General features: G+C 70.6%; 19 protein-coding genes and 1 pseudogene. 7 read left to right on the forward strand and 13 right to left on the reverse strand.

Annotated elements, in window-relative coordinates; all coding sequences use genetic code 11:
* Positions 1-2: 2 nt before the first annotated feature.
* On the forward strand, positions 3-929 hold the full coding sequence (locus tag IF04_RS0124780) for a helix-turn-helix transcriptional regulator (RefSeq protein ID WP_245654500.1): 927 nt from the start codon (positions 3-5) through the stop codon (positions 927-929).
* 19 nt (positions 930-948) lie between these two features.
* Here IF04_RS0124780 and IF04_RS36025 read toward each other — a convergent pair whose 3' ends face one another.
* The 8 genes and pseudogenes from IF04_RS36025 to IF04_RS0124815 form a co-directional block, all read right to left on the reverse strand.
* Positions 949-1,425, reverse strand: a complete 477-nt coding sequence (locus tag IF04_RS36025) for a maleylpyruvate isomerase family mycothiol-dependent enzyme (RefSeq protein WP_245654501.1) — start codon at positions 1,423-1,425, stop codon at positions 949-951.
* Positions 1,392-1,652, reverse strand: a pseudogene (locus IF04_RS39915) (maleylpyruvate isomerase N-terminal domain-containing protein); the annotation flags it as partial. The gene IF04_RS36025 and the pseudogene IF04_RS39915, both read right to left, overlap by 34 nt.
* A gap of 11 nt (positions 1,653-1,663) precedes the next feature.
* Positions 1,664-2,974: a glycosyltransferase gene (locus tag IF04_RS0124790; RefSeq protein WP_030261963.1), complete on the reverse strand. Its 1,311-nt coding sequence runs from the start codon at positions 2,972-2,974 to the stop codon at positions 1,664-1,666.
* Positions 2,962-3,762, reverse strand: coding sequence for a MerR family transcriptional regulator (locus tag IF04_RS0124795; protein WP_030261968.1), 801 nt, complete (start codon positions 3,760-3,762; stop codon positions 2,962-2,964). The genes IF04_RS0124790 and IF04_RS0124795 overlap by 13 nt, the downstream gene beginning before the upstream one ends.
* 121 nt (positions 3,763-3,883) lie before the next feature.
* Complete coding sequence (locus IF04_RS0124800) at positions 3,884-4,270, reverse strand: GntR family transcriptional regulator (protein WP_030261971.1); 387 nt, start codon at positions 4,268-4,270, stop codon at positions 3,884-3,886.
* Between the two features lie 61 nt (positions 4,271-4,331).
* Positions 4,332-5,297 (reverse strand): ABC transporter permease, encoded by a 966-nt coding sequence (locus IF04_RS0124805; protein WP_037960594.1) that lies wholly within the window; start codon positions 5,295-5,297, stop codon positions 4,332-4,334.
* Complete coding sequence (locus IF04_RS0124810) at positions 5,294-6,223, reverse strand: ABC transporter ATP-binding protein (RefSeq protein WP_030261978.1); 930 nt, start codon at positions 6,221-6,223, stop codon at positions 5,294-5,296. Before IF04_RS0124810 ends, IF04_RS0124805 begins: the two co-directional genes overlap by 4 nt.
* Positions 6,224-6,366: 143 nt before the next feature.
* Positions 6,367-6,849, reverse strand: a complete 483-nt coding sequence (locus tag IF04_RS0124815) for a GNAT family N-acetyltransferase (RefSeq protein WP_030261982.1) — start codon at positions 6,847-6,849, stop codon at positions 6,367-6,369.
* A 67-nt stretch (positions 6,850-6,916) separates the two neighbouring features.
* On the opposite strand from IF04_RS0124815, the gene IF04_RS0124820 reads away from it, so the two are divergent.
* The gene (locus IF04_RS0124820) at positions 6,917-7,714 is read left to right on the forward strand and encodes an exodeoxyribonuclease III (protein ID WP_030261986.1); all 798 of its coding nucleotides are present in this window, start codon (positions 6,917-6,919) and stop codon (positions 7,712-7,714) included.
* 95 nt (positions 7,715-7,809) lie between these two features.
* On the opposite strand, the gene IF04_RS36755 is transcribed toward IF04_RS0124820, so the two are convergent.
* The 3 genes from IF04_RS36755 to IF04_RS0124835 are packed head-to-tail and all read right to left on the reverse strand — an operon-like array spanning position 7,810 to position 11,181.
* Entirely contained in the window at positions 7,810-8,496 is a 687-nt protein-coding gene (locus IF04_RS36755) for a hypothetical protein (RefSeq protein ID WP_051831538.1), read from the reverse strand.
* On the reverse strand, positions 8,456-10,741 hold the full coding sequence (locus tag IF04_RS0124830) for a DUF6571 family protein (RefSeq protein WP_030261993.1): 2,286 nt from the start codon (positions 10,739-10,741) through the stop codon (positions 8,456-8,458). Before IF04_RS0124830 ends, IF04_RS36755 begins: the two co-directional genes overlap by 41 nt.
* Complete coding sequence (locus tag IF04_RS0124835; protein WP_030261996.1) at positions 10,741-11,181, reverse strand: hypothetical protein; 441 nt, start codon at positions 11,179-11,181, stop codon at positions 10,741-10,743. Before IF04_RS0124835 ends, IF04_RS0124830 begins: the two co-directional genes overlap by 1 nt.
* 264 nt (positions 11,182-11,445) lie before the next feature.
* Here IF04_RS0124835 and IF04_RS0124840 point away from each other — a divergent pair, with 264 nt between their 5' ends.
* Positions 11,446-12,345 (forward strand): hypothetical protein, encoded by a 900-nt coding sequence (locus IF04_RS0124840; RefSeq protein WP_030261999.1) that lies wholly within the window; start codon positions 11,446-11,448, stop codon positions 12,343-12,345.
* Between the two features lie 55 nt (positions 12,346-12,400).
* On the opposite strand, the gene IF04_RS0124845 is transcribed toward IF04_RS0124840, so the two are convergent.
* Positions 12,401-13,177 carry a MerR family transcriptional regulator gene (locus IF04_RS0124845; protein WP_051831559.1) on the reverse strand — a complete coding sequence of 259 codons (777 nt, stop codon included), beginning with the start codon at positions 13,175-13,177 and terminating at the stop codon, positions 12,401-12,403.
* 212 nt (positions 13,178-13,389) lie between these two features.
* On the opposite strand from IF04_RS0124845, the gene IF04_RS0124850 reads away from it, so the two are divergent.
* From IF04_RS0124850 to IF04_RS38840, 4 genes are all read left to right on the forward strand, one after another.
* Positions 13,390-14,925 (forward strand): flavin-containing monooxygenase, encoded by a 1,536-nt coding sequence (locus IF04_RS0124850; RefSeq protein WP_030262006.1) that lies wholly within the window; start codon positions 13,390-13,392, stop codon positions 14,923-14,925.
* On the forward strand, positions 14,922-15,914 hold the full coding sequence (locus tag IF04_RS0124855; RefSeq protein ID WP_030262009.1) for an alpha/beta fold hydrolase: 993 nt from the start codon (positions 14,922-14,924) through the stop codon (positions 15,912-15,914). The genes IF04_RS0124850 and IF04_RS0124855 overlap by 4 nt, the downstream gene beginning before the upstream one ends.
* Positions 15,911-16,792: an SDR family oxidoreductase gene (locus IF04_RS0124860; protein ID WP_030262012.1), complete on the forward strand. Its 882-nt coding sequence runs from the start codon at positions 15,911-15,913 to the stop codon at positions 16,790-16,792. Before IF04_RS0124855 ends, IF04_RS0124860 begins: the two co-directional genes overlap by 4 nt.
* A gap of 89 nt (positions 16,793-16,881) precedes the next feature.
* Positions 16,882-17,028, forward strand: a complete 147-nt coding sequence (locus IF04_RS38840; protein ID WP_157847700.1) for a hypothetical protein — start codon at positions 16,882-16,884, stop codon at positions 17,026-17,028.
* Positions 17,029-17,110: 82 nt separating this feature from the next.
* On the opposite strand, the gene IF04_RS0124870 is transcribed toward IF04_RS38840, so the two are convergent.
* Entirely contained in the window at positions 17,111-20,380 is a 3,270-nt protein-coding gene (locus IF04_RS0124870; protein ID WP_030262015.1) for a S41 family peptidase, read from the reverse strand.
* Between the last annotated feature and the right edge of the window lie 110 nt (positions 20,381-20,490).

Below are 20,490 nucleotides of genomic sequence, written 5' to 3' on the forward strand. Positions count from 1 at the left end.
CAATGACCTCCGAGGTCATGGACGCCGCGACCGGCGCAGTTAGGCTCAAGGCCATGAGCGCCGAACTCGCCGAGGCAGCAGTACCGTTCGCCCGCGACGCCCCGCCCGCCGACCGGCCGCGCGTCGGCACGCTGCTGCGTGACTGGCGGCGCCGCCGCCGGCTCAGCCAGCTCGAACTGGCCCTGCGCGCCGACAGCTCGGCCCGTCACTTGTCCTGCGTGGAGACCGGCCGGGCCCGCCCCAGCCGCGCGATGGTGCTGCGCCTGGCCGACCATCTCGACGTACCGCTGCGCGAGCGCAACAGCCTGCTACTGGCTGCCGGTTACGCGCCCGCCTATCGGGAGAGCGGGCTGGAGGACGACGGGCTGCGGTCCGTACGCGGCGCGCTGGACATGATGCTGACCAGCCATCTGCCCTACCCGGCGGTGGTCGTCGACCGCGGCTGGAACGTCGTCACCGGCAACCGCGCCATGGGCGTCCTCCTGGACGGCGTACCCCCGGAGCTGCTCGCGCCCCCGGCCAACGTGGCCCGCATGGCGCTGCACCCCGAAGGGCTCGCCGCCCGTTGCACCAACCTTCACGAAGTACGCGGCCACTTCATGGAGCGGCTGCAACGCGAGGCCGAGGCCACCGGCGACCCGGAACTGCGCGCGCTCTACGAAGAGGTACGCGCCTACGCACCTCCGGAGGCGGCGACCACGCCCACCAACGAGGGGCGCACTCCAGAGGCCGTCCTCCCCCTCCGCTTCCGCACCCCGCACGGCGAACTGGCCCTCTTCAGCACCATGGCCGTCATCGGCGCCCCCAACGACGTCACCCTCTCCGAACTGGCCATCGAACTCTTCTTCCCGCTCGACGACCGGACGGCGGAGGTGCTGCGCACACTGGACGCGGCCGCGGCCGCGGCTGCTGCTGACGCCGAGCAGTAGCGCGCACCCGCCCGCAGGCTCAGGGCACCAGCGCCGTCCCCAGCATCCGCATCCCTGCCTCCCGGTCGCCCTCCCATGCGCAGCCGTTCGCGGGGAGCCGTCCCCACAGCGTCAGCAGCAGGCGCTCGGCCGGGGCGGCGAGCGTGGCGACCGGCGCACCCGGCCCGTACGTCCACGAAACCCCCGTGTCCGTGGCGTACAGGCGGAGCGCGTACGTGGGCGCGGCGGCGCGACCGCGCACTATCTGACGGGGCGCGAGGGTGTCGAACACCTCGGCCACTCCGTCACCTGCCAGCTCGGTATCGAGCGGGCCGGGAGTACCGAGCGCCAGTTCGGCGTCCCAGCGGTGGACGAGCGTCTCCAAGGCCCGGCGTCGCCGCCAGAAGGCGACGGTGTGCGGCGGGTGTGCGGCGGGTGTTCCGCGAACGTCCAGGCAGGCGTGGCCGGGTCGCTCTCCATCGCGGCGAGCAGCCGCGCCGACCGCTCGTCGAACCACGGCAACAGTGCCGCTGGTTCCCGGGGCGCCGCGGGCTCCTGGTGGTCACCGTGCCGCTCGGTCACGGCCGCCGCCGCCCAGGCGTTCGAACGGCCCAGATGTTCTGCGAGGTCGTGCAGCGTCCAGTCGCCGCAAGTGGTGATCGGTGCGGTGAGAGTGCCGTCGAGGCAGGCCCGGAACGTGTTGAGTTCGCGGCGGAGATGGTGGAGGTGAGCCGTGGGATCCATGGGTCGGGAACCTAGCCGAGTGCGGCGCTGAGTGCCGGGCCGCCGTCGGCGATCCGCTCCACGGCCCGCAGTACCTCCCCGGCGCCGTCCTCCACGGCCAGCCGGGCCCCCGCCTCCCGGGCCCGTTCGCGTATCCCTGTGTCGTGCACTGCCGTGCTGATGGCGGCCGCCAGGCGGTCCACGGCGTCGGTACCGGTCAGAGTTTTGAAGGGTATGGGCGCCGTCGCCGTGCCCAGGGCCGTCAGGCGGGTGGACCAGAAGGGCTGGTCGGCGGTTACCGGGACCGGGACGGTGGGGACTCCCGCGCGTAGGGCGGCCGCAGTGGTGCCGGCGCCGCAGTGGTGGACGACTGCGGCCACCCGGGGGAAGAGCAGTGCGTGCGGCAGGTCCCCGACCGAGAGGATGCCGTCCGCTGCGTCGTCGGCCGCCAGTCCCGCCCAGCCCGCTTGGAGGATGCCGCGTGCTCCCGCGCGGCGCAGGGCCCGTACCGCCAGTTCACCGAGGCGTTCGCCCTCCCCGGCGGCCATGCTGCCGAAGCCGATGAAGACCGGTGGGGGGCCGGCCGCGAGGAAGTCCTCGAGGGTGGGTGAGAGGCGGTCGTTCGGCGCCGCGTACGGCCACCACGTGCCGGTCACTTCGAGGCCCGGGCGCCAGTCGGCGGGGCGGGGGACCAGCAGCGGGCTGAAGCCGTGCAGTACCGGCCAGCGGGCCGCCTCCCTGCGGGCCCGCACCGCGGAGAGGGGTGCGGGAGGGAGGCCGAGCCGGGTGCGCAGGGCGCGTACGGGGGCGGCGTAGAGGCGGTCGACGATCTTCAGGGCCGCGGTGCCCGCGAGGCGGTTGCCCCAGCGGCCCAGCGGGCGGCCGCCGCCCATGGCGGGCGGGAAGTCCTCGGTGGGATGGGTGGGTTGGAGGTACACGCCCAGGCTCGGGGTGCCGGTGGCTTCGGCGAGCTGCCAGCCGAGTGGGGCCGTGGTGGTGGACAGCAGTAACAGGTCGGCGCCGGGTGCCGCCGCGTCGGCGAGTCCGTCGCCGAGCTCCGCCAGGAAGGCGGCGGCCCGGGCCATCAAGGCTCGCCTGCCACTGGCGACTCCGGAGGCGGGCCCAGTGGCGTCCCCAGAGGCGGGCCCGGCTGTGCGCGGCCCGCCTGTGCGCGGATCCGCGGGCAGCGGACGGAACTCCAGGCCGGCGGCCCGTACCGCCACCGCGTACGCCTCATGCGTAGCCAGCGCCACCTCGTGTCCCGCCGCCCGCAACCGCGCGCCGAGCCCGGTGTACGGGACCACGTCCCCGCGCGAACCGGCCGCCGTGATCAGGATCCGCATCGCGTGCCGTCCTCCGTCGAGCCCCGGTGCACCGCGTTGGCCCGTACCGCCGTCAGCAGGTACGCGGCGAGGCCCGGCCGCTGTTCGGACGGTGGGACGGTGAGCGCGAAGGCTCGTGGATCGGCGGTGAAGTCCTCCGCGATGCGGCAGTGCATGTCGGGTGGGCAGGGGGTGAACCAGCGGGTGATGTGCCGGCGGTGTTCCTCGGCGAGTTCCATGGCCCGCTCGCCCCCGGGCGGTGCGCCCGCGTCGAAGGCGGTGGTCAGCCGGTGCCGCCAGGCCGCCGCCTCGGACATGAGGCGCGCCCAGTCCTCCTTGCTGTGTGCGGCGGCGCGCGCCATCGAGCGCTGGTGGCCCTCGCTGTGCTGCCACTTCAGGTGGGCTTCGGTGGCGTAGGTGAGGTCGAACGTGACCTCACCGAAGACCGCGAATCGCTCGTCCGGGGTCAGCGGGACGCCGGTCTGCTGGACCTCCATGGCCCGTTCGGCGACCTCGACCAGGCGCTGCAGCTTCTCCAACTGCTCGGTGAGCAGCCGGTGGCGGGCGCGGAGCTGTTCCAGCGCGTTTGCCTGTGGGTCGGCGAGGATCGCTTCGATCTCCTCCAGGGAGAAGCCCAGTTCGCGGTAGAAGAGGATCTGCTGGAGGCGGGCCAGGTCGGCGTCGCTGTAGAGCCGGTAACCGGCCGGGCTGCGCTCGCTGGGCGAGAGCAGCCCGGTCCGGTCGTAGTGGTGCAGGGCGCGCACCGTCACGCCCGCGAAGCCGGATACCTGCCCGACCGAATAGCTCATGGAAACGCCTTCCCCGTCCGTGTCCGTACGCCGTCAGCCCGTCATCCGGCGTCCGTCCCGCTCAGCCTGCGGCCTGACGTGACGTGAGGGTCAAGCCAGGAGGCTGCGGACAGGGGGAACTTCAGGCCCTCGGGAAGCGTTCCTCCAACACCGCGGCGAACAGCGCCTCCACGTCCTCGCGGTCCAGGCCCTCCGTGCGGGCCCGGTCCAGCCAGGCCGCCAGTTCGGCCCGGAGAGCCGCGTCTCCCTCGGACTCCGGGCGGGCGAGGGTGCGGCTCACGAAGGTGCCCAGGCCCGGGCGCGGCTCCACCAGGCCCTCGCGCTCCAGCTCGCGGTATGCCTTGAGCGTGGTGTTCGGATTGACCTTCGTGGTGGCGGCGACCTGCGCGGCGGTCGGCAGCCGGTCGCCCTCCACCAGCGTGCCCAGCCGCAGCGCCTGCCGGACCTGCTGGACGATCTGCTGGTACGTGGCGACGCCGCTGCGCCGGTCGATGCGGAATTCGACCATGGTCAGCGCCTCTCCGCTCGGTGCACGCGTCGGTGTACGCGTCGGTGTGCGCAGTGGGTGTTCAGAGCGGCCGCCGGCGGGTCCACTGCACGATGAACGCCACGATCAGGGCGGTCAGTACAAGGAGGATGCCGGCACCGCGCCACTGCATCCCCGCCATCTGGTCGAGGCTGAAGTACTCGACGATCTTGTGCACGATGCCCAGGTCGGACTGGCACGCCGCCTCGTTCTTGGCGTCGACGCAGGTGCCCCAGCCCAGGAGGCGGCCGTCGGCGGTGCCCAGCCACTGGTCGTAGTTGATCGCGGAGTCCGGGATGGCCGGGAAGTCGTGGGAAGCGGGGCCGGTCACCGTGTGCGGGGTGGTAAGGGCGGTCCGCAGCCGGTCCATGGCGATCGAGGTGCCGGTGGCGGCGATGAGCGTGAGCACCATGGCGGGGACCACGCGGCGTACGAGCATGCCCACGGCGATACCGCAGCTGGTGAGGAACAGCGCCAGCGCGACCGGCACCGGGCCTGTGATGTCGAAGATCGTCCCGCCGAGCCAGTCGCCGTAGTTCACGAGCTGGTTCGCCGGCGACCACAGGGTGGTGAAGGCGACAGAGATGAGGGTGGTGGAGACGAGGGCGGCCAGCAGGGGCAGTCCCACGGTCGCGGCGATCCAGCGGGTCCGCGATACGGACTGGGTGGTGGCCAGCCGTACGGTGCCGTGCTCCTGCTCGCCCGCGATCAGCGGGGCGCCGAGGAAGATGCCGAGCAGGGCGGGCAGGTTGGACAGGACGTAGATGCGGTCGAACACCTCCTTGTACGCCTTGTCGAACTTTTCGCTGTAGCGGATGTCGTTGCCGTACTGGGCGACAAAGTCCAGCACGCCGGCGCGGTAGTAGAGGCAGTATCCGCAGACCACCACCGTGACGGCGGCCAGCAGCAGGAACGCCGTGCGGTTGCGGCGCCACACCAGCCAGGTCAGGCCGTGCAGCGGGCCGCCGCTCCGGGCGGTGGCGGGACGGGGGTCGGTCAGCGTGCTCACGCCGCCTCCAGGTGGGTCGAGGGCCGGGCAGCGGCGGTGATCAGGGACGGGGCTTCGGGGGAGCGGAGGTAGCCGAGCAGGACCTCTTCCAGGCCGGGCACGGCGGTCTCCCACGGGCCGTCGGGCAGCTCGGCGCGGGGCCCCTCGCTCCGTACGAGCGCGGTGAACTGCCGGCCCGTGACGCGGTGCTCCACGACCGTGTGGCCGTCGGTCACCTCCCGGGGCAGGGCGCCGTCCTCCGCCGCGCCGGTGAGCAGTGCGTGCGCGGGCAGCAGCGCGTCGGTGTCGCCCGCCATGCGCAGCCGGCCCCCGGCCAGTACGAGGAGGAAGTCGCACATCTCCTCCAGGTCGGCGAGTACATGGGACGACATGAGCACCGTCGTGCCGTGCTCGGCGGCCTCGGCCAGCAGCAGGCCGGACAGCTCGTGCCGGGCGAGCGGGTCGAGGTCGGCCATCGGCTCGTCGAGCAGCAGGAGCTGCGGGCGCTTCCCGAAGGCCAGCGCGAACGCGACCCGGGTGCGCTGCCCTCCGGACAGCGTCCCGACCTTGGCGTCCAGCGGGATGTCCCCGGCCCGCACGATCCGCTCCGCCGCCGCCTGGTCCCAGCGGGGGTTGAGCTCGCGGCCCATGCGCAGCGTTTCGGCGACCGTGAACCGCTTGTACAGCGGCTTGTCCTGCGCCAGGAAGGCGAACCGGGACAGCACGGCGGGGTCGGTGACGGGCACGCCGAACAGCTCCAGCGTTCCGGTGGTCGGCCGGACGAGCCGGGTGGCGGCCCCGAGGAACGTGCTCTTGCCCGCGCCGTTCGGTCCGACGAGCGCGCAGACCCGGCCGGCGGGCAGCCGGAAGGACAGGTCCCGCAGGGCCCAGTCGCGCCGGTACTTCTTGCCCAGCTCCCGGGCTTCCATCGCGATGGCTTCACTCATCCCGGTCCCCCCTTTCACTAGTTAATTAGTGGAATGAGTATGGAAGGGTGCCCGGGAGGATGTCAACAAAGATCACGAACGCGGGGGAGAGGGGGCTCGGCGGCCCTCAGTGAACCGGCGTCACAGCAGCTTGGCCGCCCGCGTCACAGCGCCTTGCCGAAGCAGCGGCTCTCCTCGTACTCCCGGTAGTGCCCGAACTTCGGCACCGGCCGGTAGCCGCTGGACGCGTACAGCTCCAGCGCCTCCGGCTGCTTGATCCCGGTCTCCAGCACCATCCGCGTCCGCCCGGCGGCGCGCGCGTCGTCCTCCAGCGCGGCCAGGATCCGGCGCGCGAGCCCCCGTCCGCGCGCCTCGGCCGTCACGAACATCCGCTTGATCTCGGCGTCGCCGTCCGAGTACCCCTCGTCGTTGGCGTCCTGCCGGCGCCAGCCGCCGGTCGCCAGCGGGCGGCCGTCCTCGTACGCGAGGAGATAGATCCCGTTCGGCGGCGCGAACATCTCCGGATCCAGCGGGGTGACGTCGGGATCGCCGTACCGCAGCACGTACTCCTGCTGCACCAGCTCATCGAGCTTCACGGCGTCGGGGTGGTCGTACCGCACGGCGCGGACAACGGGCGAAATCTCCATTCATGGAATCGTACGGGCGTCCGACCGCGTGGGGCGAGCGCGTTCCGTGAGTCGGTATCGTGCCCGGATGCTCACCGTGACCTCAGTAAACGTCAATGGCCTGCGGGCCGCCTCGAAGAAGGGCTTCGTACCGTGGCTGGCGGAGACCACCGCGGACGTGATCTGCCTGCAGGAAGTGCGTGCCGAGCTCGACCAGCTCCCGGCGGGGGTACGGGCGCCCGAGGGCTGGTTCGCCACGTACGCGCCGGCCGCGGCCAAGGGGCGGGCCGGTGTGGGGCTGCTCACGCGCCGGGAGCCGGACGAGGTACGGGTGGGCTTCGGGGCGGCGGAGTTCGACACCAGCGGCCGCTACGTCGAGGCCGACCTCCCGGGCGTCACGGTCGCCAGCCTCTACCTGCCCTCCGGTGAGGTCGGCACGGACCGGCAGGACGAGAAGGAACGCTTCATGGCGGAGTTCCTGCCGTACCTGGTGGAGCTGAAGGGCAAGGCAGCGGCGGACGGCCGCGAGGTCGTGGTCTGCGGTGACTGGAACATCGCCCACCAGGAAGCGGACCTCAAGAACTGGAAGGCCAACCAGAAGAAGGCCGGCTTCCTCCCCGAGGAGCGCGCCTGGCTCACCCGCGTCCTGGCCGAGGCGGGCTACCGGGACGTCGTCCGCGCCCTCCACCCGAACGTCGCGGGCCCGTACTCCTGGTGGTCCTACCGCGGCAAGGCCTTCGACAACGACGCCGGCTGGCGCATCGACTACCAAATGGCCACCCCGGCCCTCGCGGACCGCGCCCTGAAGGCGTACGTGGAACGCGCCGCGTCTTATGACCTGCGGTGGTCCGATCATGCGCCGGTGACGGCGGTCTACGACCTCTGAGCCGGCTCGGGGCCGGCGGTCCACGGCCTCCGAGGAGCCGGGGCGCTGAGGAACTCCCGCAGCTCCCGCGTCCCGATCCTCCTCGACCGCCGTCGCTACGAGTCGCCGGGCAGCTTCGAGGGCAGGTCGCACTTGGCCCGCGAATGCGCGTGCCGCGCCGCGTCGAGCAACAAGGCCTTCAGGCTGCGCTCGGCCACTTCGGGCTCGGCAGAGGGCTGAGCCATGGCTCGCGCCACCACGCTGAGATTGCGGACACCGCCCGGAATCTTGCCGTCCGGCACGCACGGTACGTAAACCGCTGCGAAGCGCTCTCCGGACAGGGCGCTCTCGCCAGCGCCGAATGCCTTGGCCTCTCGCGCCCCCACGTACTCGTTGTTGGCCACGACGTGCTTGGCCCACACGTCGGCCGAGGCGGCTCGGATCATCTCCGTCCGAATGCTGAGGGAAATCTTGTCATCAGCGGAGACGAAACAAGAGGACGTGAAGGTGCTTTGGCTCGGATCGGAACGCGCCGGATCGCTATCATCGAAGGTGTACTTCGCCGCCGAGGGTAGAGCGTTTTTTACGTCCCTTACTTTCCCGTCACCGCCTCCAAGAGAGTCGCAGACGGAGGCGGAGTCGACGGTCCCCTCCTTCTCGAAGGGTGGAAAGTCCGCCACGGCAGCAGTAATCGCCACCGCGACCAGCAAGCCGGCCGTCAGTATCGCTGCAACGATTTTCGTACGCGTCAGGCTCATTTCATCACTTTCCGGCAGCAGGTGGCCCGTGCTGGCCTTGAACATAGTTGCGCACATTGTCTGCAGCGGCGCCGTAGCCGATTTCTACCTGACCACCGGAAGTGGCAACAATGTTTTGCGATTCATTGCCGGAACGTTGTCCAGCTTTCTCGGCGCCTTGTTGAATGAGCAGCGAGGTTGACTTTTGTACGTCATCCCAGTCCTTCCCATTGCGATAGAGAATCTCGGTAGAACCGTCCCTCTTCAGGCCATCGACGATCGAGCCCAGGATCTGGTCCGTAGCCGTCCCTGCCAACCCGCCGGCAACGGCTGCCCCCGGCCCTGTGTAGGGGGCTGCGACCAGGCCGACGCCGATCCCCGCTGCGCTGCCTACCCAGGTCTTGGTGGATTCCAGGGCGTTGTTGAACTCCTCGTCCCTCTCCGCGCCGGACTGTTCCACCTCGAAAGCTCTGCCCGAGGCGATCGTGCCTTGAACTTCACCGGCTTGCCTTGCGATGGCGTGTACGGCTTCCTTGAGATTTCCCATCTCGGGGAATTTCCGGTCGGAGATGTATGCGCCGGGGTTCTCGTAGTGGTACTCCAGCAACGCGTTCGTATAAGCGTGCTGTCCAGCTGTCACATATTTGAACCCATCCGGGTTCTGCCCCAGCGTGTGAAGGAAGCGCGTGGTGTCCGACTGCTCCATCTGTGCCACTGAGCCGGATACCGGATACAACTTGGCAACACCCAGCTCATCTGCGCAGAGTGACCGGTTGATGTCCGGCATGTACTCGCCCGACATTCGTCCGAAGCTGTCCGACATGAAGCCGTGTTTCGTCAGGCGTTCGGGATTCTCCGAGACGGATTCGACGATTCCCTTGTACAGGTCGGCCTGTTCCTTGCTGTGGGCGTAGTCCTCCGGTGACGGCTGGGTGCCCACGGGGTGCCCAGTGGTGGCCGCCTCCAGGGCCAGGGCCAGGGAGTCCCGGCCGGTGACGCTGTCCTTGCCCTCGCTGTTCTCGTCCTGTGGCCAGTCCCGCTCCTCGAAGAGGTACTGGAAGTTGCTGAGGCCGACTTTGCCCTTCTTTTCGTCGCCGTCGGTGTCGCGCTCGAAGTCGTGGTCCTCGTCCTTCGTGACGAAGGGGTCGTGGAAAAACTCGGTCGCGGCGTCGGGGCTCTTGGAAAGGGCCTTCATGAAGCCGGTCATGGGATCCGAGCCCGAGTCCGTACCGGTACGGTTGAGGAACGGATCGATGGCCTTGTGCTGCCAGGGCAACGGTTCGTGGCGCCCATTGTCGGTGAGCTTTTTCTCGGTTGCGATGAGCTTGTTGCCGTAGTCGTTGAGGAACTTGTCGTCGAAGTCGCCCCAGCGCATGAGGTTGCTCATCACCTGGAAGCCCATTGGGCCCCCCGACCTGCCCACTGGCTCGGGACCCAGTTGAACCATGTCCCGTTTCCAGCTCGTCATCGCCGGACTGTCGCTCTGGGTGGCGCTGGCCAGGGTGAGGCTCAAGTTCTTCTGCAGGTCGTCGTACTTGTCGACGCGGGAGTGCCCCAGCTCGTAGTTGGTGTGCGGGTCGTTGATCCCAGCCCACAGCTCCAAGGTTCCCTTGGCCTTGAGCTTTCCGGCGAAGGTGGCGGCGAAGAGTGGATCGTCCGCATACTTCTTGAGGCCGGAATTCAGCTTGTCGAAATCCTTGGCGGTCAGGTCCTTGGGATCCTTGGCGCCGATCCGGGCCAGGTCCTCGGCCGCCTTGATGGCCTCCGAGGCGGAGTCCCGGTCCTTGTAAGAAGCGTCGGAGAAGCCATATTTGGCCTGGTCAGCGATGGCACGGAGAGCCTGCGCGGCGGTGCTGTCGCTCTCGGTCGCCTTGTTGAGGATGCCCTGGAGCTCGTCGCGCAGGGCTGTCATGTCCTTCTCGGCGTCTTTGGGCTCGGGATGGACGTTGACGTAGATCTTGAAGCCGCCGCCTTGCGTACCGACGACACTGAGGTGCTTGTCCCAGCCGCGGTCGATGGCGGCGTTGAGGGCGTCGCGGTGTTTGATGAGCTCACTGCGGGTGTCCCGGAGAATGTCGCGAATGGTGGTGGCCTGGGTCACCGCATCCGAGAATTCACCGGCGGTCTTCGTGATGAATTCACGAGTGACGCTGGCGTTGAGGCCGGCCCAGTTGGCTTTGTCGGACTTTTTCTTGAGGTCGTCCTTCGCGCGTTCTTCGAGGTCCTTGAGGTGGCCGATCATGTCGGTCCAGTCGTTGATGGCGTCCCCGAGCAGGGAGAAGTTGCCGTGCCGCAGTGCTTCGAGGTCCATCAGCGCTGAGTCCGCTCGTCGAATCCGCTGTCCAGCCGGGAGATGCTGCTGATGGTCGAGGCGACGTGGTACTCATCGCCCTGGTGCGCCTTCTTGGTGTAATCCAGATGATTGGAGATGTGGGCGCAGGCATCCAGGAGTGACTGGAGCTGCTTCTCCCACCGTGCCTGCACGTGGTGCAGCGCACCGCCGATCTCGTACTCCTGGCTCTTGAGGTCCTTGGCCGCGGTCTGGCTGCTGGACCAGGCGTCACGCCCGTACCGCCCCAGATCCTCGAACAGCGAGAAGGCGCTGTTCCCCACGGCGGCCAGGTCCTTCTGGCTGGCCCGCAGGTCCCCTTGTCCCCCTCCTCCGCCACTTCCGGTGCCGGCGAGTTGCATCCCGGGTGACGCCTGGCCGGCCGTGTCGGCCTTCAGCTGTTCCCACTCGTCCCAAGCCAACTGCTGACTCCCCCATATGCGTCCCTCGAATGGCCGATGGCTCAATCTAGCAACGCTGTCCGCGCGGGCGGTTGCCATGCTTGCGGGGAGCAGAGCCGGCGTTCACTCGCGTGTCCGAGTGGGGCACTCCAGCGCGCCGTTTCTTTCACCCACTCATGCGTGTTAGTCGGCATCTCTCCTGTTTTCATGCTTTGTTGCGTTTTGTCGACATTGATGTCGCGGGGCCGTTCCGGTCGTGCGGCAAGGCAGGAGAGGAAACGCAACATGCGGTACAGGATCAAGGCTGTGTCCGGCGCGGTGGCCGGAGCGGCGCTGCTGCTCGCCCAGGCGGGGACCGCCATGGGTGACCCCGGCGGCCGGCCCGCCGCTCCGGGGAAGGGGGAATTCCGCATCGCCAGCGCGGCCGACGGCCGGTGCCTGGCGCCCCGTGCGGCCAAGGGGATGCTGGATCTGTCGCTCATCACCTGCGGCAGCCAGGGGGCGACCGATGTGTTCGCTCTGAAGCCGCACGCCGAGCGGTTCCAGCTGCGCAGCGACGCGAAGAAGGGCTGCCTCGGCATCAACCCCGCACGGAAGCTGATGTTCCCGTCCTGCTCCGTGAAGCAGATGACGGACTGGACGTTCACGAAGCACGGCGCCGGTTACCAGATCCGCAGACCCGGCACGGACCCCAGTCGGGGGCAGCTGCGCGGTGCGCCCCGGCAGGACTGCGTCACCGAGATCCTCGACCGGAAGAAGGGCGACCGCGTCTCCCTGAAGCCGTGCTCCCTCAAAGACCCGCGGCAGATCTGGAAGCTGACCGAGGTCCGGCAGGCGGCGGCCGCGCAGCAGCAGGACCCGGTGCAGCAGCCGCAGAACGGTAAGCAGGAGCCGGCGAAGCCGGAGCCGGGCCACCACGATGCGGCCAAGCCGGACCCGGCGAAGCAGGACGCGGCGAAGCCGGATGCGACGAAGCAGGACGCGGCGAAGCAGGACGCGACGAAGCCCGCGTCCGGTCACCACGAGTCGGGGCACCACGAGGCTGCGAAGCCGGACCACGAGAAGCCGGACCACGAGAAGCCGGAGGCCGCCAAGCCGGAGTCCGGTCACCATGACGCGGCCAAGCCCGAGGAGATGAAGCCCGCGGGTACTCAGCCGCACGTGGCGAAGCCGGCGGGCGCGTAGCCGGCAGTAGTGCGAGGAGCCCGTTCCCGGCGCGCGCAGGCCGCCGGGGGCGGGCTCAGTCCGTTTCCGGGGCGCCCGGCGCCGTATCGCCCGCAGCCGTATCGCCCGTCCCCGTACCGCCCGCCCACGAGGACAGTTCCGTGCCGATGCGGCGGTCCATGGCCATGGACAGTTCGGCGTCGACGATGCTCTTGGAGAGCGGGCGGAGCTTGTCGATGGTCCCCGCGAGCTTCGTCAGCTCCTCCGGGCCGAGCGTGCCGCCGGCCTCCGCGCGTGCCAGTACGTCCTGCAGGACGTGGGTGCGGATGACCGTGATGAACAGCTCGGCCAGCGCGTCGGCGTGCGCGCGCACCTGGCGCCCGGCGTCCAGTACGGCGGCGAGCGGCACGCCCTCGGCGACCAGGTCCGTCGAGGCGTCCAGCAGCCGGCGGCTGATGTGGACGAACTCGTCGCCGTCCACGGCGAGATAGCCGATGTCCAGGGACTTGGCGAGGTTGTCGACCGTCACATGGTCCTTGAAGTGGTCGGCCAGCTCCTCGGGGGTGAGCCGGACCGGAGTCTCCTCCGAGAAGGGGGCCACCAGTGAACCGCTGTCCAGGCCCAGCAGCTCGCCGACGTCGCGGCCGCTCTCGAAGGCGGTGAGGAGCTGTGCGATGCCGCCGAGGTTGTGGCCGCGCTCCAGCAGGCCCGCGATCGTCCGGAGCCGGGCCAGGTGATGCTCGTTGTACCAGGCGATGCGGCCTTCGCGGCGGGGTGGCGGGATGAGCTTGCGCTCGCGGTAGAAGCGCAGCGTACGCACCGTGATGCCGGCCTCCTTGGCCAGCTCGGTCATGCGGAACTCGCGTTCCTTCGGGCCGTCCTTGGTGCCTGTCTTCGCTTCCACGGCTTCAGCCTATGCCGCGGGCCCGGACGCACTGCGAGGTGCAACCGCCGGTAACTTCCTCCCGCCCAACCCCTACCGCTCAGTACGTACCTGCCCTACTCTCCGACTGTGCCAGTGATTACTGGCGCGGTTCGGAGTCAGGGACGGACAGGAGGCGCGGCATGGCCGAGCGCGAGCACGAACACGTACGGGTGGCGGTGATCGGATCGGGATTCGGCGGCCTGGGGGCCGCCGTCCGGCTGCGCCGCCAGGGAATCACCGACTTCGTCGTCCTGGAACGGGCCGACTCGGTGGGCGGCACCTGGCGCGACAACAGCTACCCGGGATGCGCCTGCGACGTCCCCTCGCACCTGTACTCCTTCTCCTTCGCGCCCAACCCCGAGTGGCCGCGGAACTTCTCCGGGCAGCCGCACATCCGGGCGTACCTGGAGAAGGTCACCGACACCTTCGGGCTGCGCCCGCACATCCGCTTCAACGCGGAGGTGCGCAGCGCCCGCTGGAACGCCGACGAGCTGTACTGGGAGATCGAGACGGCGCAGGGAGCGCTCACCGCCGACATGGTCGTCTCGGCGACCGGGCCGCTCTCCGACCCGCAGATACCGGACGTCCCCGGCCTCGACGGCTTCCAGGGCAAGGTCTTCCACTCGGCCCGCTGGGACCACGACTACGACCTGCGCGGCAAGCGCGTCGCGATGATCGGTACCGGCGCCTCGGCGATCCAGATCGTGCCCGCGATCCAACCGACCGTGGACAAGCTGACCGTCTTCCAGCGGACGCCCCCGTGGGTCATGCCGCGCGCGGACCGGAAGATCACCCGCGCCGAGCACTGGCTGCACACCAAGGTGCCCGCCACCCGGGCGCTCCGCCGCCAGCTGCTGTGGGGCATCCGCGAGCTCCAGGTCTCCGCGTTCACCAAGCGGCCCAAGGAGCTGGGCATGGTCCAGGCGCTGGCCAAGGCCCATATGCACCGGGCGGTCAAGGACCCCGCGCTGCGCGCCAGACTCACCCCCGACTACCGCATCGGCTGCAAGCGCATCCTGCTGTCCAACAGCTACTACCCGGCGCTCGCCAAGCCCAATGTGGACGTCGTCGCCTCCGGTCTGAAGGAGGTGCGCGGCAACACCCTGGTCGCCACGGACGGCACCGAGACCGAGGTCGACGCGATCATCTTCGGTACCGGCTTCCACGTCACCGACATGCCCATCGCGGAGCGGGTGACCGGCGCGCACGGCACCACCCTCGCCGAGGAGTGGAAGGACGGCATGGAGGCGCTGCGCGGCAGCAGCGCGGCCGGCTTCCCCAACTTCCTCACGATCATCGGCCCCAACACCGGGCTCGGGAACAGTTCGATGATCCTCATCATCGAGGCCCAGCTGAACTACATGATCGACTACCTGCGCCAGCTCGACCTCCTCGGCGACCGGATCGCCCTGGACGCCCGCCCCTCCGCGGTGCACGCCTGGTCGGCCGACATCCAGAAGCGGATGGAGCGGACGGTGTGGAGCACCGGCGGCTGCGACAGCTGGTACCTGGACGCCAACGGCCGCAACACCACCGTCTGGCCCGGCACCACCGCAGAGTTCCGCAAGGTCACCCGGCAGGTCGACCTCGCCGAGTACGAGGTGCTGCGCCCCCGGCCGGGCAAGGTGACCGCGGACACCGGCAAGGCAGACCGGACCGTGGAGGCCGTCGCATGAGCCGCCCGCCGCACGCCACCAGCGGGCGCTACGCCCCGCCCGCCGCCCGCCGCGAGCTGACCGTCACCTCCGCCGACGGCTCCCGGCTGCACACCGAGATCCACGGCCCCGAGGGCGCGCCCGCCGTCGTCCTCGCGCACGGCTGGACCTGCTCCACCGCCTTCTGGGCCCCCGTCGTACGGGAGCTGGCCACCGATCACAAGGTCGTCGTCTACGACCAGCGCGGTCACGGCCGCAGCCCGGCGGCCGGCCCCGGCGGCTACAGCACCGAGGCGCTCGCCGACGACCTCGAAGCCGTGCTCGGCACGGCCCTGGAGCCCGGCGAACGCACCGTACTGGCCGGGCACTCCATGGGCGGCATGACCGCGATGGCCGCGGCCCGCCGCCCCGGCCTGGGCGCACGCGCCGCCGCGATACTGCTCTGCAGCACCGGCGCCGCCGACCTCGCGGCAGAGTCCCGGGTGATACCGCTGCGCTCACCCGGCGCGCGCCGCTTCGCGCACCGCGCCGTCCTCGGCTCGCGCGCCCCGCTGGGCCCCGTCACACCGCCCGCGAAGCGCGTCCTGAAGTACGCCACGATGGGCCCCCACGCGACGCCCGAACAGGTCGAGGCGTGCGCCCGCATCGTGCATTCCTGCCCGGTCGGGGTACGTGCCCAGTGGGGCAAGGTCCTCGCGAGCCTGGAGCTGACCGGCGAGGTGGCCCGCCTGACCGTGCCCACCGCGATACTGCAGGGCACCGCCGACCGGCTCACCCCGGTCGTGCTCGCCCGCCGGCTGGCCTCCGTACTGCCGGACTGCCTCGGCCTCACCGAACTGCCGGGGCTGGGCCACATGACGCCCATCGAGGCGCCGGACGTGGTGACCGGCAAAATCCGCGAGCTCGTACGGGACCACCTGACCGCGGCCGCCCCCGAGCCGGCCGTGCTCGCCCCGCAGCAGAAGACGAAGGCGCGGCGCGCCGGGGAAGCGAAGGAGAAGACGGCATGAGCGGACGCAGGACCCTGGAGGGCCAGGTCGTCGTCGTCACCGGTGCGGCCCGGGGCGTCGGCGAGCTGCTGGCCCGCAAGCTGTCGGCCCGCGGGGCCACGCTCGCGCTGGTCGGCCTGGAGCCGGACGAGCTGAAGAAGGTCGCCGCCTCCCTGCACGGCGAGGCGGCCCACTGGCACGCCGATGTCACCGACCACGAGGCGCTCGCCCAGGTCGCGCAGGAGGTGAAGGCCCGCTTCGGCAAGGTGGACGTGGTGGTCGCCAACGCGGGCGTCGCCACCGGCGGCCCGTTCGTCGACTCCGACCCGGTCGCCTGGAAGCGCGTCATCGAGGTCAACCTCATCGGCGGCGCGGTCACCGGCCGCGCCTTCCTGCCCGTACTGATGGAGTCCCGCGGGTACTTCCTGCAGATCGCCTCGCTCGCCGCGATCACCCCGGCGCCGATGATGACCGCGTACTGCGCGTCCAAGTCGGGCGTCGAGGCGTTCGCGCACAGCCTGCGCGCCGAGGTCGGCTACAAGGGCGTGAAGGTCGGCGTGGGCTACCTGAGCTGGACGGACACCGACATGGTGCGCGGCGCCGACCAGGACGACGTGATGCGCGAGCTGCGCCAGCGGCTGCCCTGGCCGTCGAACAAGACATATCCGCTGAGCCCCGCCGTCGACCGGATCGTGGCCGGCATCGAGCGCCGCTCCGCGCATGTGTACGGGCAGTGGTGGCTGCGCGGCATGCAGTCCATCCGCGGCTATCTGCCCGCGGTCATCGGGTCGGTCGGGCAGCGCGAGATGAAGCGCTTCGGCAGCCGGCTGGACGGCATGAAGGTCGGCCTGGTGGGCGCCGGCGGCGCGGCGGACGAGAGCGCGCGGTCGCAGCGGTAACCAGCGATTCACATGTCCGAAATGATGCTTCTGTGGGTTTATGTCACACTGGTGTACGTTCTGTCGTCACCCCCACGGGAGTACACGTCATGGGCCTCATAGACCAGTTCCGGGCGAAGCAGCGGGAGCTCGACGAGCGGGCGCGGCAATTGACCGGTGACGAGGACGTGCCGGAGCGCACCCAAGAGGCGGCGTCCGGCCCGCGCAAGACCTCCGAGGAGGGCCTGGACGCCTGAGAGGCGGGCCTTGGCGGGCATCGAGGGGCGCACCCGAAGCGGGTGCGCCCCTCGATGCCTGTCCTTCAGACGGTCCGCGTCCTCAGCCCCGCGGCGGCAGCGCCGGCCGGCTGTTGTCGGGGACGTTGGCGAGCCCGGGCGGGTCCGTCGCCGGGTGCCGCTCCAGCAGCTCCAGCGCCGTACGGACGGCGACGCCGAGCTGTGGGTTGCGGCCCTCCGCCCACTGGAGCGGCGAACGCAGCGCCTCGATGTCGGCCTCCACGCCGCGGTTCTCCACGTCCCAGCCGTACGCGTCGAACCATGCGGCGTTCATCGGGACGGTGATCGAGGTGCCGTCGCCGAGGCGGTGCCGGCCGGTCATCCCGACCACCCCGCCCCAGGTGCGCAGGCCCACCACCGGGCCGATGCCCTGCAGTTTGAAGGCCGCGATGATCATGTCGCCGTCGGAGGACGTCATCTCGTCGGCGACCGCGACGACCGGACCGCGCGGCGCGTTCGACACATACGTCACCGGCTGCGCGTCCCGGGTCAGGTCCCAGCCCACGATCGTGCGGGTCAGCTTCTCGATGACCAGCTCGGAGATATTGCCGCCGGCGTTGCCCCGTACATCCACGATCAGCGCCGGATGCGAGACCTCCATCCGCAGGTCGCGGTTGAACTGCGCCCAGCCGGAGCCGCCCATGTCGGGGATGTGTAGATAGCCGCACTTGCCGCCGCTCAGCTCGCGCACCACCTCGCGGCGCTTGGCCACCCAGTCCTGGTACCGCAGCGGACGCTCGTCGATCAGCGGCACGATGGCCACGCGGCGGGAGCGGCCGTCACCTTCGGGGGACTCGAAGGTCAGCTCCACTGTGGTGCCGCCCGCCGCTGCCAGCAGGGGAAACGGGCCCGTCACCGGGTCGACCGCGCGGCCGTCGATGTGCGTGAGCACCGCGCCCTCGCGGATGCCCGTACCGGCCAGCGGGGAGCGGGCCTTGGAGTCGGAGGAGTCGCCGGGCAGGATGCGCTTGAGGATCCAGCGGTCGTTGCGGCACACGAAGTTGGCGCCCAGCAGGCCGATCGCGCGCTGGTAGTGCGGCGGGCCTTCGTTGCGCCGCGCGCCGGTCACGTACGCGTGCGAGGTCCCCAGCTCGCCCATCACCTCGCGCAGCAGGTCGGCGAACTCGTCCGGGGAGGCGACCCGTTCGACCAGCGGGCGGTACTGGTCCAGCACGGCGCCCCAGTCGATGCCGCACATGCCCGGATCCCAGAAGTAGGAGCGCACGATGCGGCCCGCCTCGTCGAACGCCTGCCGCCACTCCGCCGCCGGGTCCACGTCGTGCAGGATGCGCCGCAGGTCCAGGAAGACCGTGGAGTCGGCGTCCGGGGTCTCGATCGAGGGCACCGACCGCAGATCACCCTCGTCGTTGATCACGAGACGGGTGCCGTCGCCGCTGAGCGCGTAGGAGTCGATCGAGCCGGTCAGCTCCGTGCGCTTGGCCTTGACCAGGTCGAAGTGTTCCAGCGTCGGCTGGCCCGAGGTGTTGTCCGGGTTGGCGAAGGTCTCGCCCAGCGCCCCGGAGATCGGCCAGCGCAGCCACACCAGCCCGCCGCCGGCCACCGGCGAGAGCGCGGAGTACTTCGAGGCCGCGACCGGGAACGGCGTCACCCGGCTCGGCAGCCCCTCCACCTCCACCAGCACCATGCCCTCGGCCGCCGTGTCCACCGGGTCCAGGCCGCCGGCCGCGGGCCGGCCCTCCGGGGACAGCGCGAAGGGCGAGGGGGTGGCCGAGGAGAGCGGGACCAGATACGGGCGGCAGCCCAGTGGGAAGGACAGGTCGCCGGTGTGCACGTCGTAGACCGGGTCGAAGCCGCGCCAGGACAGGAACGCCAGGTAGCGGCCGTCGCGGGTGAAGACCGGCTGCTCGTCCTCGAAGCGCCCGTTGGTGACGTCCACGACCAGGCCGTTGCCCAGCTTGGCGATCCTGATTTTCCGCAGCGACCGGCCGATGCCCGGATGCGACCAGGTCAGCCACTTGGAATCGGGCGAGAATGCCAGGTCGCGCACCGGGCCGTTGTCCGAGCGCACCAGCTCGGTGACCTCGCCCGTGCCCTCCTCGGAGGCGTCCACCAGCAGCAGCCGCCCGTCGTTCGCGGCCACCGCCAGCCGCTCGCCGTCCGGCGCCGACACCAGCTCGTGCACCCGGCCGAGCTGCCCGGCGGCGAGCCGGCGCGGCTCCCCGGGCCCGGACGCCTTCGGCAGGTCCGAGATCTCGATGGCGTCCTCGCCCACCACATCGGTGACGTACGCGATCCGGCCCGTGTCGCCCAGCATCTCCGGCAGCCGGACCCGCACCCCCGGGACATCGTGGATCGTGCGCGCCGGGCCGTCGCGGTGCGTGAGCCAGTACAGGCTGCCGCGCACCCCGACCGCGCTGGCCCGGCCGGTGGTGTCCACCGCGAGGGAGGTGACGTTGGCGGCGGCGGGCACCTGATGCGTGCGGCGGCCCGTGCGCGGCCCGCCGAGCCGGACCGGCAGCTTGCGCGGCCTGCCCGCCGGGCTCAGATCGTCCACCAGCCACAGCTCGCCCGCGCACTGGTACACGATGCGCTCGCCGTCGCTGGCGGCGTGCCGGGCGTAGAAGTCCGCGTGGTCGGTGTGGCGGCGCAGGTCCGTGCCGTCGGGGAGGCACGAATAGACATTCCCGACGCCTTCGTGGTCGGAGAGGAAGGCGATGCGGCCGTCGACGAACATCGGGGTGTCCAGATGGCCGTTGATCTCCGGCACGAGCTGGGTGCCGTGCAGCCACAGCCGCCCCGTCGCGCCGCCGCGGTACCGCTTCCACGCCGCGGGCTCATGGGGCGGGGTGCCGCTGAGCAGCAGTGTCTGGTGCTCGCCGGCGATGTCGGCCACCGCGATGTTCGACACCGGCCCCCACGGCAGCCGCCCGCCGGGGCTGCCGTCCGTCGGCAGCTTGTACGCCCAGGAGTAGTACGAGAACGGCTGGCCGTGCGAGGACACCGCCAGGATCTCGCCGTCCGGGGTCCAGCCGCACACCCGGGCGTCCACGCTGCCCCAGTACGTCAGCCGGCGGGCCGGGCCGCCCTCGGCGGGGACCAGGTGGACTTCCGGGTCCAGGCTGCGCCATGTGGTGAACGCGATCTCGCTGCCGTCGGGGGAGAAGCGTGGATGGCTCACCCGCGTGCGGTCCACGGTCAGCCGCCAGGCGCGGGGTGGCTCGGCGTCCTCCGGGACGACCGGTGCCACCCACAGGTCGTCCTCGGCGGCGAAACACAGCGTGTCCCCGTGGATATGGGGGAAGCGGAGGTAGGACCCGCCGCTGGTGCCTCCGTCCGGCTTGACCGGCCGCAGGCGGCCGCGGGCTCTGGCGGGGGCGGACTGCGTCTCCGAGGGCGGCTCGACGGCCTCCTGTGCGTCGCTCACCCGTCCATCGTTTCGGCCTGGGCAGGCCGCGGCAACTC

Origin of the sequence: Streptomyces violens, from assembly GCF_000717745.1 — a bacterium.
In the GTDB taxonomy this organism is placed as follows: domain Bacteria; phylum Actinomycetota; class Actinomycetes; order Streptomycetales; family Streptomycetaceae; genus Streptomyces; species Streptomyces violens.

Coding starts and splice junctions, on each gene's coding strand:
- IF04_RS0124860 (WP_030262012.1), top strand. CDS start 15,911: ATGAGCGGACGCAGGACCCTGGAGGGCCAGGTCGTCGTCGTCACCGGT.
- IF04_RS0124780 (WP_245654500.1), top strand. CDS start 3: ATGACCTCCGAGGTCATGGACGCCGCGACCGGCGCAGTTAGGCTCAAG.
- IF04_RS0124830 (WP_030261993.1), bottom strand. CDS start 10,741: ATGGACCTCGAAGCACTGCGGCACGGCAACTTCTCCCTGCTCGGGGAC.
- IF04_RS0124790 (WP_030261963.1), bottom strand. CDS start 2,974: ATGCGGATCCTGATCACGGCGGCCGGTTCGCGCGGGGACGTGGTCCCG.
- IF04_RS0124845 (WP_051831559.1), bottom strand. CDS start 13,177: ATGACCGAGCTGGCCAAGGAGGCCGGCATCACGGTGCGTACGCTGCGC.
- IF04_RS36755 (WP_051831538.1), bottom strand. CDS start 8,496: ATGTTCAAGGCCAGCACGGGCCACCTGCTGCCGGAAAGTGATGAAATG.
- IF04_RS0124795 (WP_030261968.1), bottom strand. CDS start 3,762: ATGAGCTATTCGGTCGGGCAGGTATCCGGCTTCGCGGGCGTGACGGTG.
- IF04_RS0124840 (WP_030261999.1), top strand. CDS start 11,446: ATGCGGTACAGGATCAAGGCTGTGTCCGGCGCGGTGGCCGGAGCGGCG.
- IF04_RS0124800 (WP_030261971.1), bottom strand. CDS start 4,270: ATGGTCGAATTCCGCATCGACCGGCGCAGCGGCGTCGCCACGTACCAG.
- IF04_RS0124820 (WP_030261986.1), top strand. CDS start 6,917: ATGCTCACCGTGACCTCAGTAAACGTCAATGGCCTGCGGGCCGCCTCG.
- IF04_RS38840 (WP_157847700.1), top strand. CDS start 16,882: ATGGGCCTCATAGACCAGTTCCGGGCGAAGCAGCGGGAGCTCGACGAG.
- IF04_RS0124855 (WP_030262009.1), top strand. CDS start 14,922: ATGAGCCGCCCGCCGCACGCCACCAGCGGGCGCTACGCCCCGCCCGCC.
- IF04_RS0124850 (WP_030262006.1), top strand. CDS start 13,390: ATGGCCGAGCGCGAGCACGAACACGTACGGGTGGCGGTGATCGGATCG.
- IF04_RS0124815 (WP_030261982.1), bottom strand. CDS start 6,849: ATGGAGATTTCGCCCGTTGTCCGCGCCGTGCGGTACGACCACCCCGAC.
- IF04_RS0124810 (WP_030261978.1), bottom strand. CDS start 6,223: ATGAGTGAAGCCATCGCGATGGAAGCCCGGGAGCTGGGCAAGAAGTAC.